This is a genomic window from Emticicia sp. GW821-FHT11C11 (assembly GCF_058808615.1).
Genome location: NZ_JBXARV010000003.1, coordinates 530,198 through 547,961, shown reverse-complemented (window position 1 = coordinate 547,961; position 17,764 = coordinate 530,198). Strand labels below are relative to the sequence as shown.

General features: G+C 42.7%; 11 protein-coding genes. 5 read left to right on the top strand and 6 right to left on the bottom strand.

Going from position 1 to position 17,764, the window contains the following annotated elements:
• The first annotated feature begins 101 nt into the window (after window positions 1-101).
• The 3 genes from AC1RRY_RS17420 (at window position 102) to AC1RRY_RS17410 (ending at window position 6,045) form a co-directional block, all read left to right on the top strand.
• Entirely contained in the window at window positions 102-2,558 is a 2,457-nt protein-coding gene (locus AC1RRY_RS17420) for an ABC transporter permease (RefSeq protein WP_492822262.1), read from the top strand.
• Between the two features lie 203 nt (window positions 2,559-2,761).
• On the top strand, window positions 2,762-3,142 hold the full coding sequence (locus AC1RRY_RS17415) for a response regulator (protein WP_492822264.1): 381 nt from the start codon (window positions 2,762-2,764) through the stop codon (window positions 3,140-3,142).
• Between the two features lie 8 nt (window positions 3,143-3,150).
• On the top strand, window positions 3,151-6,045 hold the full coding sequence (locus AC1RRY_RS17410; protein ID WP_492822266.1) for a PAS domain-containing protein: 2,895 nt from the start codon (window positions 3,151-3,153) through the stop codon (window positions 6,043-6,045).
• 10 nt (window positions 6,046-6,055) lie between these two features.
• On the opposite strand, the gene AC1RRY_RS17405 is transcribed toward AC1RRY_RS17410, so the two are convergent.
• The 5 genes from AC1RRY_RS17405 to AC1RRY_RS17385 all read right to left on the bottom strand — a co-directional run bounded on the left by AC1RRY_RS17405 (window position 6,056) and on the right by AC1RRY_RS17385 (window position 14,625).
• The gene (locus tag AC1RRY_RS17405) at window positions 6,056-6,985 is read right to left on the bottom strand and encodes an alkaline phosphatase family protein (RefSeq protein ID WP_492822268.1); all 930 of its coding nucleotides are present in this window, start codon (window positions 6,983-6,985) and stop codon (window positions 6,056-6,058) included.
• A gap of 130 nt (window positions 6,986-7,115) precedes the next feature.
• Complete coding sequence (locus AC1RRY_RS17400; protein WP_492822270.1) at window positions 7,116-9,296, bottom strand: penicillin acylase family protein; 2,181 nt, start codon at window positions 9,294-9,296, stop codon at window positions 7,116-7,118.
• Window positions 9,297-9,689: 393 nt separating this feature from the next.
• A complete protein-coding gene (locus AC1RRY_RS17395) occupies window positions 9,690-12,260 on the bottom strand; it encodes a phosphocholine-specific phospholipase C (protein WP_492822272.1) in 2,571 nt (856 codons plus the stop codon).
• Window positions 12,261-12,400: 140 nt separating this feature from the next.
• Entirely contained in the window at window positions 12,401-13,399 is a 999-nt protein-coding gene (locus tag AC1RRY_RS17390) for an alpha/beta fold hydrolase (RefSeq protein WP_492822274.1), read from the bottom strand.
• Window positions 13,400-13,533: 134 nt separating this feature from the next.
• A complete protein-coding gene (locus AC1RRY_RS17385) occupies window positions 13,534-14,625 on the bottom strand; it encodes an arginyl-tRNA--protein arginylyltransferase (protein WP_492822276.1) in 1,092 nt (363 codons plus the stop codon).
• Between the two features lie 800 nt (window positions 14,626-15,425).
• On the opposite strand from AC1RRY_RS17385, the gene AC1RRY_RS17380 reads away from it, so the two are divergent.
• Entirely contained in the window at window positions 15,426-16,550 is a 1,125-nt protein-coding gene (locus tag AC1RRY_RS17380) for a glycosyltransferase (protein ID WP_492822278.1), read from the top strand.
• Window positions 16,551-16,657: 107 nt separating this feature from the next.
• On the opposite strand, the gene AC1RRY_RS17375 is transcribed toward AC1RRY_RS17380, so the two are convergent.
• A complete protein-coding gene (locus AC1RRY_RS17375; RefSeq protein ID WP_492822280.1) occupies window positions 16,658-17,044 on the bottom strand; it encodes an FHA domain-containing protein in 387 nt (128 codons plus the stop codon).
• A 100-nt stretch (window positions 17,045-17,144) separates the two neighbouring features.
• Between AC1RRY_RS17375 and AC1RRY_RS17370 the strand changes: the two genes are divergently transcribed.
• The gene (locus AC1RRY_RS17370; RefSeq protein ID WP_492822282.1) at window positions 17,145-17,711 is read left to right on the top strand and encodes a dihydrofolate reductase family protein; all 567 of its coding nucleotides are present in this window, start codon (window positions 17,145-17,147) and stop codon (window positions 17,709-17,711) included.
• Window positions 17,712-17,764: the final 53 nt, after the last annotated feature.

Here is a 17,764-nt window from a genome sequence, read left to right as displayed (position 1 = left end):
GCCAACAATAATATCTCATAAACAATTGACTATCAATTACTTATTCATTTGGTACGATTTTTCGGGTTTATATACTGCCTATCATTTAAACACCTACGCTTATGTTTCGCAATTATATAAAAATCGCCTGGAGAACTCTCTTCAAACACAAATTATACAGTCTGCTCAATATTGCAGGGCTTACATTTGGCCTGATATGCTTCTTTCTTGTTGGTCTGTATGTTTTTGACGAACTCACTTTCGACGAACAACACAGCAACGCCGACCGGATTTACAGACTGATTGAACATAAAAATGTAAAAGGCGAACAAACCATCATTGCAGGTGGAGGCTATAAAGTTGCGGAAGAATCGAAGAAGGTAATCGGCGAAGTTGAAAATGCTACCCGGATGAAGCGGATCGGCAGGGCTAATCTGATTAACCCCGAGAGACCCGAAATCAACTTTCAGGAGGATGTGACTTTCGTAGATGAGAATTTCCTGAAAGTGTTTGATTTTCCGCTCATAGAAGGCAACCGCGAAACGGCATTAAACGAGCCTAATACCATAGTAATAACCGAAGAACTGGCACTGAACCGGTTCAACACCACCAAAGTAGTAGGCAAAACACTTCAGTTTGGCTTTCTTGATGCTCCGCTGAAAATCACGGGAGTTTTAAAGAACCATCCGAAAAACTCTAGTTTTGCCTTCAATAATCTACTGTCGGAAGCCACTAACCGTAATACCGAATATTTTCAGCAATTGATGCAAAACGACTGGCTGTCAACTAATTTCTCGGTTTATGTATTGTTGAAACCACAATCGAACGCCGATAAGGTAGCTGCCAATCTGAAGTATCTGGTATTGAAAAACTATAAGCCGGAGGCCGGAACATCGTTCCGTTTTACGCTCCAAAACCTGAAAGATATTCACCTGCAATCAGAAGGTATTTATGATGGCGCACGCAACTCAAACGTATCAGAAATGGCACAGGGGAATCCACTGTACATAACAATATTCATTTACATTGCACTATTCGTTCTGTTCATAGCGGGTATCAATTACATTAACCTCTCAACTGCCAAGGCGTCAAACCGCAGCAAGGAAATCGGTGTGCGTAAATCATTAGGCGCCGAGAAAGGAAGTCTCATAACCCAGTTTCTGTTAGAAGCTTTTATTATTACAGCCATTTCTTTTGTCTTGTCGGTGCTGCTTTTGCAGTTAATCCTGCCATTCTTCAATCAGTTCTGCAATAAAGACCTCTCGCTTGGGTTCAACACCAATTACAGAATGTGGCTTGTGTCTGTTGGCGCCTGCATTTTTATCAGCCTGTTTTCGGGACTTTATCCGGCATTCCTGCTATCGGGTTTCAAACCGCTGAACCTGCTGAAAGGGCTAAAAATGAAAGACAGCGTCACTGCCAATCTTCGCAAAGGGCTGGTGTTTACACAGTTTACTATTTCTACCATCATGATTATCTGTACGCTGGTGGTTTATGAGCAGGTAAAATTTCTGAACAACAGCAATCTGGGTTTCAGAAAAGACCAGATGGTAGTTATTGATGTCAATACAGGGGCTGCCCGAAAGAATAGGGTGAGCATCAGTAACGAAATAGCTAAAATAAGTGGTGTAAAAAGCGTATCGGCTACCTCAAGAGTACCCGGCGAATGGAAAACCTACAGAAAAGTGAAGGCATATCCGGGCACCAGACTGGATTCAGAAAAAGAATCGTTCTACTTTTCAGCTGATGAGAATTTTCTGGAAACATTCCATGTCCAATTGTTGAACGGACGCAATTTTGAGCAGTCGGCAGACTCAGGAGCTGTGATTCTGAACGAAACTGCCGCCAAAGCATTGAATATCAAAGAAGCCAGTAACCAGTTGGTTACCATCCCCGCTATCTCAAGAGAGAAAACATTCAATACGCTTGATGCTCCCATTACTGTTCGTGTGGTCGGAATCGTGAAAGACTTTCATTTTCAGTCGCTCAAAACCAAAATTGAGCCACTTATATTGGGTTATATTCAGAACCCGATCCATAATGTAGATTATTACACCGCCAGAATCGAAAGCATCAATATTCAGAGTACAATGGAAAAACTGAAGGCGGTCATGCTAAGCAACGATAAAGATGATCCTTTCGAATACCATTTTCTCGACGAGCAATTGCGGCTGTTTTATATAGAGGATGCCCGCAGACAGCAGATTCTTATCTGGGCTTCATTGTCTACCATTTTCATTGCCTGCCTGGGTTTGTTCGGTCTGGCCACTTATGCCGCTGAACAGCGTATCAAAGAAATCGGGGTCAGAAAAGTACTGGGGGCTTCCATATTCAGCCTTACCACTCTGCTTACAAAAGATTTCCTGAAACTGGTAATGGCCGCCATCATTGTGGCTATCCCTGTAGCCTGGTGGGGCGCCAATACCTGGTTGCAGGAATATGCCTACCACATTGATATTGCTTGGTGGATGCCGTTGACAGGCGGATTGCTGGCCATTCTGATAGCCTTGTTTACGGTAAGCTACAATACCATCAGGGCAGCATTGCTGAATCCGGTCAAATCACTTAAAAACGACTGAGTTCAATCCTTACTTTTTGAGAACAGCTTCCTTCTACAAGTCTGTTCGTGTCTGTCTATGGGTAATACACTTACCTCTCAATAATTTTTGTTTTTTTACTTTTATGTATATATTTATGCATTGGGTATTGCAATTACACTAAATCTGACATTTTAAAGCCCTATAAGATTTAACTAAGCACAGGTTACTTGTACATTTGCAATATGGTATTCAGCAACATCTTATTAATAGACGATGATGACGACGATCAGGAAATTTTCCTGACCGCCATTACGCAAATATCTGCTACTGTTCAGTATACCCCCATCAGTAGTGCCAGAGAAGCATTACAAAAACTGTTGAAAGGAGAATTAGCTCCGGAAGTAATTTTCCTTGATCTGAATATGCCGGTGATGAGCGGACAGGAATTTTTACTGCACATTAAACAAAAAGAAACACTTGCCCATATACCCGTTATTGTTCTGTCGACCTCGTCAGACCCCGCTACCAGAAAACTGATAAAAGACCTCGGTGCCTATATGTTTCTCACGAAACCCGGTGATTTTAACCAGCTGGTTGATTTATTGAAGCCCTTAATCTACTGAAACCACCTATGAAAACATCCGAGATTATCCTACACGATTATCCTTTTTTTGATGGAGGTGGTGAGATGGGCACTTTGATGAAACATAAGGACTGGAGCCAGACCCCTATCGGCTCTCCCGGCAGCTGGCCTGTTCAGTTGAAACAATTAACAGCCACAACACTCAACACGCCCTATCCGATTCTGATTTGCTGGGGAAACGAGTTCACTCAATTATACAACGATGCCTTCAGTGCTATTCTGGGCGAAAACAGACATCCGCATGCATTGGGTATCAGCGCCAGTGAAACTTTCAGTGAAGTATGGGACACCGTCTCGGTGCTATTCAATAAAGCGCTGAACGGAAACCCTGTATTTTTCAAGGATTTTAAACGGCAGGTAAACCGCAACGGCTACCCGGAAGACGTTTTCGTTGATTTCTCGTATAGTGCTATCAAAGATGAGAACGGAGACCCGAAAGGTGTGCTGGTAATCTGCAAAGAAACAACCGACAAGGTGATATCTTTCAGGAATCTGTCGGAAAGCGAGCAGCGTTTCAGGGCTTTGGTAGAAGAAGCCCCTATTGCCACCTGCCTGTTTGTGGGCCGAAAACTGGTTATTGAGATAGCCAACGAAAAAATGCTCCATTTCTGGGGAAAAGGTTTAGCCGCTTTAGGAAAACCACTTGCCGAAGCCGTACCAGAGCTGATAGGTCAACCTTTTCTGGATATACTCGACAACATCTTCAATACAGGAATAGCCTATGAAGCCAAAGCCATGCGGGCTGACCTGGAGGTAGATGGTATTCTGGGCACGTATTATTTTGATTTTACCTATCAGCCCCTTTTTACTGCCAACGGCGAGGTATATGCCATTATGGATATGGCCACAGACGTAACCGCACAGGTATTGGCACAACAGCGCATTGAAGAAACCCAAAAAGAACTGCTATCTTCATTTGAAGAATCACCGGTTGCCATTGCCATTATCAGCAAAGAGAACCTGACGTTCAGAAATGTAAATAAGTTCTATGCCCAACTGGTAGGCAGACGACCCGACGAACTGATTAACTGGCCGCTGATGGAAGCCCTGCCCGAATTGAAAGGCCAGGGGTTTGATGATCTGCTTAGAGGCGTAATAGAAACCGGACAGCCTTATATTGCCAAAGAAGTACGTGTAGAAATTGTTCGTAATGGTAATCTTGATACCATTTATGTTGACCTGATTTATCAGCCAAGGCATGAAGGCAGCGATGCTGTGGTAGGCGTGCTCGTGGTGGCCAATGATATAACCGAGCAGGTGGTGTCGCGCAATAAAATTGAAGAAAACGAAACCAAACTGAGCACTATCATTTCTTCGGCACCTGCCAGTATTGGTTTGTATGTGGGTAAAGATCTGGTTATAGAGAACCCCAACCACACTTTTATAGAACTGATGGGCAAGGGTTCTGACATTGCAGGGAAACCGTTGCGGGAAGTAATGCCGGAACTGATTACAGAGAATCAGCCTTTTTTACAGATACTCGATGAAGTATTGGCTACAGGCAGAGAATTCCATTCTTTCGGCTCACTGGCCAAAATAGTTAAGAATGGCATCATGACCAGCAGCTATTACAACATTACCTATACACCTGTATTCAATGCAGAGGGTGAGGTAAGCGCCATACTGGAAATAGCGGTTGATGTAACCGAGCAAATAAAAGCGCAGCAGGCGCTGGAAGAAGCAGAGGCCGACCTGCGAGGTGCCATAGAACTGGCAGGATTGGTTACCTGGAAACTGGATGTTAAGAATCAGACCTATAAGTATTCGCCCCGATTTATGGAATGGCTCGGGTTTTCAGAAGACACCAAAGATCTTGACGGCGCCTATAATCCCCTACCCGGTGACTATCGGGAAATAGTACCGGCGCTTGTTGAAAACGCCATTGCACCCGGTGGAACGGGTATTTATGAATTTGAGCACCCGATTGTAAACCGTATTACGGGGCAGGTGCGAATCATCAGCGCACAAGGGCAGGTGTTTTATGATGCCGCGGGCGCTCCTGCGTTTCTGAGTGGCACTGCGCAAGACATAACCATGCAGCGCGAAATGCAGCTTGCCTTGGAAACCGAAGTAAAACTACGAACCAAAGAGCTGGACGATGCGATAGAAAAGCTACAGTCTACCGTAGAAGAACTGGCAGAATCTAATACCAAACTGATGCATTCCAATGCCGAATTAGCCCAGTTTGCCTACATCGCTTCTCATGATTTACAGGAACCGCTGCGCAAAATCACTATATTTTCACAACTGCTGGAAAGAAGCCTGGGAGACAACGCCGTCAATGAATCAAAGAATTTTCTGGCCAAAATACAGAATTCGTCAAATCGGATGACCGCTCTCATCAGAGACGTGCTGATGTACTCACAGCTGGTAAAAGAACATGAAACGTATGAAGCGGTCAACCTCAATCTGATACTTGAAAATATACTGGCTGATTATGATTTGTTGATAGAGCAGAAACAAGCTACTATCAATCTGGGAGAATTGCCCGTTATTAAAGCCATACCATTACAAATGACCCAGCTATTTGCCAATCTAATGGGCAACGCACTGAAATTTGTACGGGAAGGTGTAAACCCCGTAATCCGCATAAGCACTGAACCTCTGACAGAAGAAGAGATAATCACGCATGGTTTGTCTCCTGACCATGCCTACCACAATATCTGTTTTGCCGATAATGGCATTGGGATTCCGGTTGAATACGCTGAAAAAATATTCCATATTTTCCAGCGCCTTCACCGCAAATCTGAATATGAGGGAACTGGTATAGGTCTGGCCATGTGCAAGAAAATAGCCCAGAATCACCACGGCGACATCAGTGTACAGAACAACATGAATGGTGGAGCCACCTTTCATGTCATTCTTCCGGTCATGACAGCGTAAATCGCGTATTTTATCTGAAATACTTTTTCAAATGCTTGTCCTTTTTCTTCAGCATCAACTCAGGCAACACACCCGACCATGAGTTGGGGATATTTTTCAAACCAAATATATTGGCTACCACCAGCGACGTATTCTTATTGCTGTTAGGGAAATCAACCAACCCCAGTTTTTTAATCTGCGGCCCCGTTGCCGCCCATGGAATCTGCATTTCAGACATTGATACTCCACCATGCCCTGTAGGGATTCCGCCGTGGTCGGTAATCAATAAAAAATGGGTATCGTTATAAAGATTCTCTGCCTTTAGCTGATTCAGAAACTCTCCTATCACCACATCGGCTTCTTCAATTGCCCTGATGTATTCAGGCGACATCCATTTATAGGTGTGTCCGGCGTGGTCGGTGTGTACACTATATAAAAATACCATGGTTGGCGCTTTCTGATTTTGCACAATAAAATTATGTGCTTTCTGGTAATTGCCCTTGTATCCGTAGTCATTTTCAAACGCCACATCGTCCAGATAATTCCTGTTGATTGATTTAATCAGATTACCCCAGTTGTAGTAGTATCCTATTTTAGCGCCTGATACCTGGTCTTTCAGCAATTTAAAGATAGACGGATAATAGCCGTCTTTGTCAACCTCAATGGCCTGTAGTTCATGTTTTTCGAGCGTCCAGGCATTGCTGGTAACACCATGTTCTTCCGGCCCGGCACCCGACAAATGACTGGTCCAGTTCGGCATGGTTACCGAAGGCATTACGGGGCGGGTGGTTAAAGACAACACACCTTCGGCCACCATGGCATCAATGTTAGGGTGTTTGGCGGCTCTGAAACCCTCGGCACCGAAGCCGTCAAGGCCGATAACAACCACTCTTTGTGCGTGGGCATCAGTCAATGAAACTATCAATAAGGCAATCATCAAAAAGTTTCTGATGGATTTCATGGTATAGATGGTTTGATGAACAAAATTATCTTCCGGCAGAGATGCAGTGCATCTACTTCCACAAACATACTTTTTTCATACACACAAATACTATTTACCGAATATTAAAATCTCATAACATACCTTCACGCTATTCGCCGGGATGGTAGGTTTTTTCGGCATGCTGCAGCACATCTTCCTTATAAAATAATACATCCTTAAACAACCCCACGGTATACATTTCTGCCTGATCTTTAAAATGTGACGAAGCAGGGTCTCCACTTTGTCCACCGGCCAGTAGTGACTTAGCCTTAATCTTCGGCCCGAACTCTACCGCACAGATAAAACTATTACCACTGATGCCATATCTTTTTTGCGTACCCGGATACACCCGGCTGTTATAGGAAGGCAGCATCCCCCACAGCGACGAGGCATAAGCCATCGGTAGGCTCGACTGCGCATCATCATATTTCCCCTGTATGTCGCTCGTCAGGCGTTGAAAACGGTTAATCTCTCCCCAGGGTTTCTGCCAGGTTCCGAATCTCTTATTTAAATCGGCAATAGTCTGCGCAAAAGGCTTGAGTAGCTGTTCGGCTGTGGCCACTTCTGCAAATTTCTGCGTACGAGTTACCTGATCGTCCTCACCCTGATCAATGTAAATTTTTTGTATGGCTCCGCTCAACCGCTGTGCCCACTCAATGGCCAGTGTGGTAGGTATCGAATAAAGATTTGTGCGATAATCCCATTTTTTCAGTAAGGCAATCGGCTCAGCCAGTAGTATATACAGTGAATCGGCCGAACGGACATTTTTTTCGAACGAATTCACCAATGCCGGCACCAGCACCTCAAAAGCCGACAGATAGTTGTCATAACCTGCTTCAATTACTTTATCAATGGTATAAGCGCTGCCTTTGCCTAATACCCGCGCAGCATTCACCCCTCTGAAATTCTCACCGTCCGGTGCCATATATGGCGGATAATCCGCTTTTTTCGGACTATTCACTCCCGCTACCGTAAACGGTGTGGAATTGCAGTTCTGCAGCCATCCGCTTACGGGGTTATACGAATGCACGGTTTCATCAACCCCATGCAAACCTTTCCATTCTGTAGCGCTGGTGCTTCCGTCTACTGGTTTAGCCCAGTTCAGTCTTGTATCTCTCACAGGTACATAGTTGCCGTGCCAGTAGGCAATGTTTCCTTTATTGTCAGCAAACACTGTGTTGTTTGAAGTATTGGCTTTCAGATCCATCACTTTTTTGTAATCGTCAAAACCTTTTGCTTTGGTGCGCTTCCAGCTTTGCACCAGACTCACCATCGAGCGGTTATATGATTTCAGGCTCAGCCAGTTATCGTTGCGTTTGGCCATTATAGGGCCATGGTGCGTAAAATAAGTAGTAAACGTGCGGCTTTGCAGTTGACCGTCTTTCAGATACCGGATTGTTATCTTCTTCTCCTGAACGGGCTTGAGTTGGCCGTCATATTCATAGAAGTACTGATTATCCTTTCTGGTAACCTTTTCGGTGTACAGGTCTGACACATCCACGGCGCTTGAGGTATGCATCCAGCCGCAGTATGGATTAAAACCCTGATACACAAAAAACTGTCCCCAGGTTACGGCTCCGTATGCGTTCAACCCCTCTTCACTCACTACATGCACCTCAGGTCTGAAATAGAACGTTACATGCGGATTAATATACAGAATAGCATTGCCTGATGCCGTTTTGGATGGTGCAATGGCAAAACCATTGGAGCCTGTCTGGTGTTCAGGGTCTTTGGGTGGCTCCGTATAAGAAACTTTATCGCCCGAGTAAAAATTCTTCAATTCGGCTATAGTGGCATCAGCCGTACTGATAGCTCCTATGCTCCCGTCTGTCCAGAGCAGTGTATACCAGGGTTTAAAACGCTTCAATAATGCAGGTTTTATTTCAGGATGCTTGTGCAGATAATAATTGATACCGTCAGCATAGGCGTTCATCAGTTTTTTCAGCCAGGGCTCTGCCTTATTGTAGTCGGCAATGGCTTCGGTAGTATCTATGAGCATCCGTATCTGTAAATCATTGTATAACTCGACTTCACCTTTCAGTTCAGCCATTCTGCCCAGCTTCTCCACATAGTTCATCTCTACCCGTTTAAAATCGTCTTCACATTGTGCATATAGCAGGCCAAACACTACATCAGCATCGGTTTTACCGTAGATGTGCGGTATCCCCCAGTTGTCGCGGATAATAGTAACCCGTTGCGCCTGCTGTTCCAAACGCTTGATTTCGGTAGATGAAAACTGCTGGGCAAATAATGAAACCGGTAACAGGAACAGGAGTAGAAGGCGATTCATATAGTATTAGTTTGTTTGGATGATTCTACCTCCGAAAATAGAGAAATAATCTCAGTAAGTCAATCAGGCAAGCAGATTATAGACGAATGGTGGGGTTTTGGTGCCAAAAGTTGTTGATGGTTTGCTGTGTATTTTACATCTATTTCAACCAAATTTCGTAGAGACGCACTGCGTGCGTCTTCAGGGAGTTATCAATTCAGTAAAACTATTTTTTGTAATCATCTCAAAAAAAATAAAATCGTGATTAACTAAATTCAACCATAAGCCACATGCAATGTGGCTCTACCAAATTCGCTATTTAGTGCATCAAACTTAAATAGTCCCGTAAGTACGATACATTAAAATGTAATCATCATTACAGGACTATACATATTGTAATTTACAAACTATTTCTTACACCACCCCACCCATCACAGGATCGGTAAAACTGGCTTTCCCGGTTTCTACGTGGCCGGCAAAGCGTTTTTCAAAGGTGTTATTTCCTTTTACTTTCACACTGAAATCATACCAGTTATGGTTCTTAGAAAGGTCGAGCGCGATGGTAGCGTTGCCCTCGGCAGAAACAATTTTACTATGATTACCTCTTTTATACGACTGGTCAATAATCTCAATCGTAACTGCCTGAGGACCTGTATTCGCAATCTTTAACTCAACATTGCCTGTCAGTTTATCAGTATTTCCTTTTACGCGCTGATACTCACAGCTGATTGTCACTTTAGGGTCTTGTGCGTTACCTTTAAATTCACTCATATAACCGTTTGGCCCATATACAATCAGATGATATTGTTCATTTTCAAAATCTTCTAACAACCATTCATCACTTAAGCGGTCACCGGCCATCAGGGCGTAATTCCAGGTTCTTACACTTTCAAAGCCCGTTTTCTGATTATTCTTATCGCGTACGGCAAACTTGCCCGGCGCATATACAATAAATGGCGCCCCGTCTGATTTTTTACCGAACACCTCAGTTGATGCATGAAGATCAATAACGAAAGTTCTTTTATCGGCACTCAGTTTACCTTTGGCATATAACTGATACGGAATCGGCATCGCTTTTCTGATACCCGGCTCCTGCTTTGGCAATATACCCAGGTCTTTGCCTTCGTTCAGTTGTGCTATTTCGGTGCTACTCAACTCTTTAAAGTTAGAAGGTAACCCTTTAAACTTGGCATTATATACGGTTTTGATAAAAGCCTCTTTCTGCACAAAGGCCGGCAATTTGATTTTCTCGCCATTGTAAGGTTCAAACGAAGAGGTCAGGTCACCACATACAGTTCTGCGCCATTCACTGATATTAGTCTCTTTAATCTCTTTTCCTGTTTTATGTTTCAGGAATTTCTCCAGAAACTGCAGCACCGATGTATGGTCGAATACCTCCGAACAAACATTACCTCCGCGACTCCACGGAGAGGCTACTACCATCGGTACCCGGAAACCCAGTCCGATCGGGCTGGCGCGGGAATCACGCTCTGGATTGGCACGTTTACGTTTCAGTTCCTGCGCCATGCTCACTTGTTCTATTCCGGCATCGATTCCCTTTGAAACCTTGCCTGTATTAGGCACATGCGGATTCGGCGGTACAAATGGTGGCACGTGGTCGAAATAACCGTCATTTTCGTCATAAGTCAGAATAAAGACTGTCTTTTTCCAAACCTCCGGGTTTTTGGTCAGAATCTCCATTACTTCCGACAGATACCAGGCACCAAACCATGGAGCGCCGGGGTGGTCAGAGAATTTCTCTGGCGCAACAATCCATGATACCGTCGGTAGCTTACCTGTATTTACATCTTCTCTGAACTGATGCAACACATCACCTTTAGGCACCTGTAGCTTGCGTTGCACACCGTTGTCTTCGTATTCAAGCGTGGTCAGCTTATGGTAATCCGGATCATTACGGTTGTTAGTAAAGGCTTTTTTGTGAATATTCTTATGGAATTCTGACAGTTTCTCAAAATTCTCCGGTTTGAATTCTTCCAGATCTTTTTTAGCTATCACCAGATACTCTTCCTTCTGTGCTAGTTCTCTTTTGGCCGCATTATGCTCAGTAGTACCGGCGGTCAAGCCTGCTAATTTGGTTTTTACGGCTTCAATAGCCGCTGGCAATTCTTTCGCCGCTTTTTGCAGATATTGGTAGTACTCCGGTGAAAATTTCACATGATATTGCTCAAACCACTCAATCGGATTATCGGTAAAGTTGGCCAGCCATGAGTCTTCCTCGCCTTCAAAACCTGTATCAAGGCTGATTTCATTCTGGTATATTTTCCACGAAATATTGTTTTCCTCCAATCGCTCAGGGTAAGTTTTCCATTTCGCCCATCTGCCGTAGTCTACGTCTTCATTCTTTACATTGGCTTTTGAGTTTTCATTGGCTTCTTCTCTGATTGCACCCGTCCACAGATACAGCCTGTTAGGCGTAGTACCCGTCAGCGACGAACAAAAGTTCTGGTCACAAACGGTAAAAGCATCGGCCAAAGCATAATAAAACGGTATGTCTTCACGGTCATAATACCCCATGGTAAGAGGCATTTTCTTGAAGTCTTTATTCCCCGACTGTTTTACATCCAGCCACTTATCATATTTACCTTCATTTCGGGCGTCCACCTGGTTTTCCCACGAATGCGGCAAGGAGCTCATCCAGGTAGCTTTGGTATCTTTCAGATCAAGCCGGAACGGTGCATAGGTCTGGCCGGAAGCGTTGGGTTGCAACCACACTTTGTTTTTATTGGGCAAGGTAATAGCCCGGGGGTCATTAAAGCCGCGTACACCCTGCAAGGTGCCATAGGAGTGGTCGAACGAACGGTTTTCCTGCATCAGAATCACCACGTGTTCGGCATCCAGATAAGTGCTGCCTGTTTTAGGGTCAATGGCTAAGGCTTTCTGAATTACCGGGGGCAACATGCCTGCAAGGCCTGTTCCGCTAGCCAGCACTGCTGCTTTCTGAATAAATTCTCTTCTTGTCTCCATAAAGGCTGTCGAAGTATAGGGGGAGTTTAGTGTAAATCTGAGCGTAAATATAAAGTTAATAAATACTTCTCAACCTGTCGGAAAGCAATTATTAACAATATCTTTATTTCATAGCTATACTTCATACAAACGGAGATGGACTATTCTTTCAGGAAATCGAGCAGAGGTTTTATGAACCGGTCAAATGTCTCAATATGCGGCAAATGACCTACGTTGCTAATAGGCACCAGTTTGCTGTTCGGTATTTTTGCTTTTGTTTGTTTGCCTAGCTCCGGATAATTCCCCATAGTTGCTTTTACTTCTTCCGGCGCAGTATCTTTACCAATGGCTGTGCGGTCTCGCTGACCAATGATTAATAGTGTCGGTGCTTTCACTTTATCAAATTCATAAACCACCGGTTGAGTTATAATCATGTCAGACGTAAGCGCTGCGTTCCAGGCAATTACGGGGTAGTCTTTGTTGAGTGTCCAGCCTGCCAGTGGTAGCAGCCACTCTTCATAGGCGGGCTTCCATTGATTATCATAATAATTGGTCTGCTGGTATTTTTTGAGCGATTCATACGTTTGTTTCAGTTCTTTCTGATAAGATGCCTCGAGCGACGGATAAGGTATTTTCAGCTTATAGTCTTCCAGACCGATGGGATTCACCAGAATCAATTTCTCGGTCAGGTCCGGATACATCAGCGCAAAGCGGGTAGCCAACATCCCTCCCATTGAGTGCCCCACTACCGATATTTTAGTGATATCCAGCGCATCAAGAATAGATCTGGTATTTTTAGCCAGGTCATGAAACGAATACTGATAATGCAAAGGCTTCGACGACTTACCAAAACCTATCTGGTCAGGAATAATCACCCTGTAGCCCGCCTTTGCCAATGCCTCGGCAGTTTGTTGCCAGTATGCCCCGTTGAAATTCTTTCCGTGTAGCAGCATTACCACCTTGCCATTGGTTTTCTCCGGTTTCACATCCATAAAGGCCATTTCGTAGGTATCATATTGCAAGGTTATCGGCTGATACCGCACCGGGAAAGGATACTTGTAGTTTTCAAGCCTGAGTTCAGATACCGGCACCTGTCCGTAGGCCGATTGCAGGCACAGCAACACCAAAGCAAGTAAAAGGCCAAGTGATTTAGTTTTCATACGTTTCAATTAGTTTAACAATGAAATACTAAAATAACGTACCAGCAAAATCACCGAAACCAAAAAACTCCTCAACCTCAATAGAATACTCTTCCGGTCTCCTTTCTGCTTTCTCCCTTTTCAATACTGCTGCCTTACGCTATCCCCCTAAGCACCAGTTCAAAAACGTAGAATTCGCCGCTGGTGTTTTTTCTTAAGGCGGTAGTAATCACTTTTACCATGGTTTCGATGGAAGAAGTAGAAAAAAGAACTCTCGACGTCTGCAGCAGATGGGTATTAAAACGGCTCTGGTCTTTTTGCTCAAACATGGTCTGATAGATACAATGACAGGCAATTAAGTGATACTTATTGTCTCGCAAATCATAAACCACGATCGGGTTTGAAGGATTGATACCGAAACAGAACAGAAACACGGGAAAATCGAAAAGTCGTAGGCCGTTAAGCGTGTTGATTAAATCGGCGTCAAAGAATTCGTAATACTGAAAAGCACTGGCAACTGCTTCTTCCTGAAGCACTTGTTGCAATTCAAAGAGTTTGATTTTCATCAAATCGAGCGGTATGGCATCATAGCTAAAGTTCTGAATCGGCAGCCATACATCAGTTGCCAGATCAAGGTACTGCAATGCTTTTCCTGACAAATCCAGTTTGTAGTCAAATAGCCGATACCCCGGTGCAAAGTATCCCAGATAGAAAAAAGTGAGTCCCTGTTTCTTCGAAAAATCCATTTTCAGATACATCAGGTATTTACCCAGACTATGCTTTTTGTAGGCAGGATCATAAAAGCAGGAAATTCCGGCAGAGGTATTATCACCCATATCAAAAAAACCACAGGCTATCAGTTGAGGGCCATCATAAATACAAATTTCGAGGGTGTCATAAATATTGTTATCGCCATGTCCATACAACAACTGTTGCAGATTAGGTGCGGTATCGAACGACACATGATTCTGGTATTTTTCAAAAAGCAGTTCTTTGGTTTCGTCCACAAATGCATCGCGGATCTGCACCGTAAATCTTGAATTGAGTTTCTGAAGCTTTAGCTGTGTAGTTGAGGGCTCAAAAGCATTGAGGTCTACCCGAAGCCAGATAGCACTGTAAATTATATCTTTGAATTTCAGGAAGTTAGTGGTAAAAACAGCCTGCCCCATTCTGAACCAGCCATCCTCCAGGTGCGCATCCAAATCGGCGGGTTCTAAGGCGTGCGGGTAATATAATTCTGCTAACATGAGTAGGTAAAACTTTCAGTCCGAAAACTAATCATAATGCAAAAGAATTCAAACTGACCATCGTTATTTTTAATACTTGTAAAAATAATATGATTGCCTGAAAAACCAGAATGAGCAGTCGTAAATCTGCAGGTTATTGTTTCTTGTTATCTCCCAGGTCTGATTCTAAAATTTCATGAGTTACCAGGCAAATATTCTGTTCTGCATTTCTTCTGCCGAATATAATAAACTAATAAATTTAACTCAATCTAAATTATTTTATTCCGGTTGAAATCCAATATGAGTTTTTTGTAATTATATTTGCGCTTGACAATTTGAGCTATTTTAAAGTACTAACAATTTAATAACCTAAAATTACCTTAATGAAAGTTGCTTGCCTAGAAGTAACCCAATGAGTTAATGCAAATGAAACTGTAAATCTAGCCTACGAAGTTTAAATCAATCACACTTCTTTTAAAATTGAAGCTAACTATTTTATTGGGTAATTGTTTCATTTTTAATAGTAAAAGTTGTTACGGTTCGCTAAGAACTTGCTATCAGTTTTTTGCTGATGTAAGATTCAACTTAGTTAGATTGCTGTATAAAAATAAACTGCTTTGTAGAATTGACGTTGTATATGAGCATAGTTTGTTAATATTATGCGTTTTATTGAAACCACAAACCACCATAAAATTTCTTTATACCAATACTTAAATGTAAATTACTAATGAGAACTGTTCAAGAAATAATGTTGTGCTTAAATGTTATAAGCATTTAGTAACTAATCCTTTGAAAATTTCTCGTTAAACTACTAGAATATTATGCAGCGTGTTTTACACATTGTGGGTGGAATGGACAGAGCCGGAGCAGAAACTGTGGTAATGAATCTATACAGAAACATAGATCGTTCTGAAATTCAGTTCGATTTTCTTTATTTTCAGGACAAGATTTGTGATTTTGATGACGAAATAATTGCTTTGGGTGGTATCATTTATAAAATCGATGAAAGTAATACCATAAAACGATTTTATAAGTTACTGAGTTTTTTCAAACAGCATACAGAATACAAAATTGTACACGCACATACACTTCTAAATATAGGTTTTAGTCTGTTGGCCGCCAAGCTGGCAAATATTCCGTTCCGGATAGCTCATTCTCACAATACAAAAAGCCAATTGCATAACTCTCCGCTTTATGCAATATATGAGTACTTGTCGATTTTCCTGATTAACAAAAGTGCTACTCATTTTATAGCATGCGGCAAAGACGCAGCCAAATTTCTTTTCAGAAATAACAAGAATGCACTTGTTATGTATAATTCGATAGATGTCAGAGAGCATTATGCGATAAGCAGGCAATTCAATGACTATATCAGGGATAAGTATAAATTAGATTCGCACTGTAAAGTCTTTGTTCAGATTGGTAGATTAGTATTACAAAAAAACTACCCCTTTTCTTTGAAAATTATGAAAAAATTAAAGGATCAAGGGAGTAATTTTAAGTTTTTCATAGTAGGCCAGGGTGAGTTAGAACATGAAATCAGAAATGAAATTGCTAACCTTGGGTTAACAGATGATATAATCATGATGGGGGTAAGAGATGATGTTCCTAAGATAATGGCAGGCGCCGATGTAATGTTAATGCCCTCATTCTTCGAAGGATTCGGTGTGGTTTTAATTGAAAGCCAGGCGATCGGACTACCCGCGCTGATTTCTGATTCCATCCCACGGGAAGTAGATCTAGGATTCTCTCTTGTCAATTTCATGAGCTTAAACGATGACGCTCAGCTATGGGCAAACAAACTAATGTCAATTGAAGCAAAAACACCCGTTGAGGAAAATATAGAACAGCTGGAAGAACAGGGTTTTGACACAAAATATAATGTAAAAATCCTTACGGAACTATATAATCAAAGCGTAGCTGAAAGCATTCCGGTTCTCTCCTGATTATTCCTTTTTTACAATCACCGACATTAACATTTGTGGTTTTGACCATTGCAGATGGTCGTGTTCAACACGTTAAAGTATCTACCGAAAAGCTCAGTAAATAAAGACTATAATTCCAGATAAGGGGTAAACTCTACTTTCAATGTTGTATTGCCTATTAAAATGATGTCATCAGGAAAAATCGCCAGACCCATAGAATCGACCTTTCTGGCATTTACGTATATACCATTCGTTGACAAATGCCATATATACTGCCCCTCTTTATTTATTCTCCATTGCCCGTCTCTGATAAACCATAGGCCTGTCTTTGTTGAAAACTCTATTGTTGCATGATACCTTGAAATAGTTAGCATATTGTCTATATCGTCAATAGGAATGTCGTTCTCCTGAATAGGTGTATTGGTTTTCCGGCCAACAAGTACAATCCCTTTTTCTAAGATAAAACCATTCAGATCAAAATAACTATTAGCCTCTTTACCTATTAGAACTCCCAATCCCACTGTCCCTCCCCCCCGCCGTATTCACCCCTGTTAATTGTCATTTCCTCACCCTGTTTGATTAGATAACTTTCACTAGTTTTACAAAAAAAAGGCTATGCGAAAAATTATAGTTACCGAATTTATCACCCTCGATGGTGTAGTTGAGGCACCGGGTGGCAATGAAACCCCGCACCCTCATGGCGGTTGGCAAGCTAAATACAGAGCTCCTGAAGGCGGAAAATACAAAATGGATGAGCTTGCCAGTGTAGACACCTTGCTGCTGGGCAAAAACACGTATGAAGCATTTACCAACTACTGGCCCGGTCAGACCGGCAACGAGTTTGCCGATCGTATGAATCAGTATCCGAAATATGTTGTGTCCCGTAGCCTGCAAAAAGCGGAGTGGAACAACAGCCACATCCTCCGCGACGTGGCTAAGGATGTGGCTGAGCTGAAAGAATCTGATGGCGGTAATATCCTCGTCTATGGGAGTGCCACGCTTGTGAAAGCACTACTGCAACACAATCTAGTAGATGAGCTACATCTGATGATAATCCCCGTGGTAGTTGGTGGTGGACTGAGGCTATTTGATGATAATCTGGAATTGAAGAAGTTCAAACTCAAACAATCGCAGGTGTTCGATAACGGCGTTCTTATCCTTGAATATCTGGTGCTTGGCTGATACAATACTGTAAATACTGAGTTTCCTTACCGGGCAAATTCAGTTCATGTATA

What these genes read in the sequence shown, in the direction of transcription:
- AC1RRY_RS17420 (WP_492822262.1), top strand. Translation starts at nt 102, where the DNA reads ATGTTTCGCAATTATATAAAAATCGCCTGGAGAACTCTCTTCAAACAC.
- AC1RRY_RS17415 (WP_492822264.1), top strand. Translation starts at nt 2,762, where the DNA reads ATGGTATTCAGCAACATCTTATTAATAGACGATGATGACGACGATCAG.
- AC1RRY_RS17410 (WP_492822266.1), top strand. Translation starts at nt 3,151, where the DNA reads ATGAAAACATCCGAGATTATCCTACACGATTATCCTTTTTTTGATGGA.
- AC1RRY_RS17405 (WP_492822268.1), bottom strand. Translation starts at nt 6,985, where the DNA reads ATGAAATCCATCAGAAACTTTTTGATGATTGCCTTATTGATAGTTTCA.
- AC1RRY_RS17400 (WP_492822270.1), bottom strand. Translation starts at nt 9,296, where the DNA reads ATGAATCGCCTTCTACTCCTGTTCCTGTTACCGGTTTCATTATTTGCC.
- AC1RRY_RS17395 (WP_492822272.1), bottom strand. Translation starts at nt 12,260, where the DNA reads ATGGAGACAAGAAGAGAATTTATTCAGAAAGCAGCAGTGCTGGCTAGC.
- AC1RRY_RS17390 (WP_492822274.1), bottom strand. Translation starts at nt 13,399, where the DNA reads ATGAAAACTAAATCACTTGGCCTTTTACTTGCTTTGGTGTTGCTGTGC.
- AC1RRY_RS17385 (WP_492822276.1), bottom strand. Translation starts at nt 14,625, where the DNA reads ATGTTAGCAGAATTATATTACCCGCACGCCTTAGAACCCGCCGATTTG.
- AC1RRY_RS17380 (WP_492822278.1), top strand. Translation starts at nt 15,426, where the DNA reads ATGCAGCGTGTTTTACACATTGTGGGTGGAATGGACAGAGCCGGAGCA.
- AC1RRY_RS17370 (WP_492822282.1), top strand. Translation starts at nt 17,145, where the DNA reads ATGCGAAAAATTATAGTTACCGAATTTATCACCCTCGATGGTGTAGTT.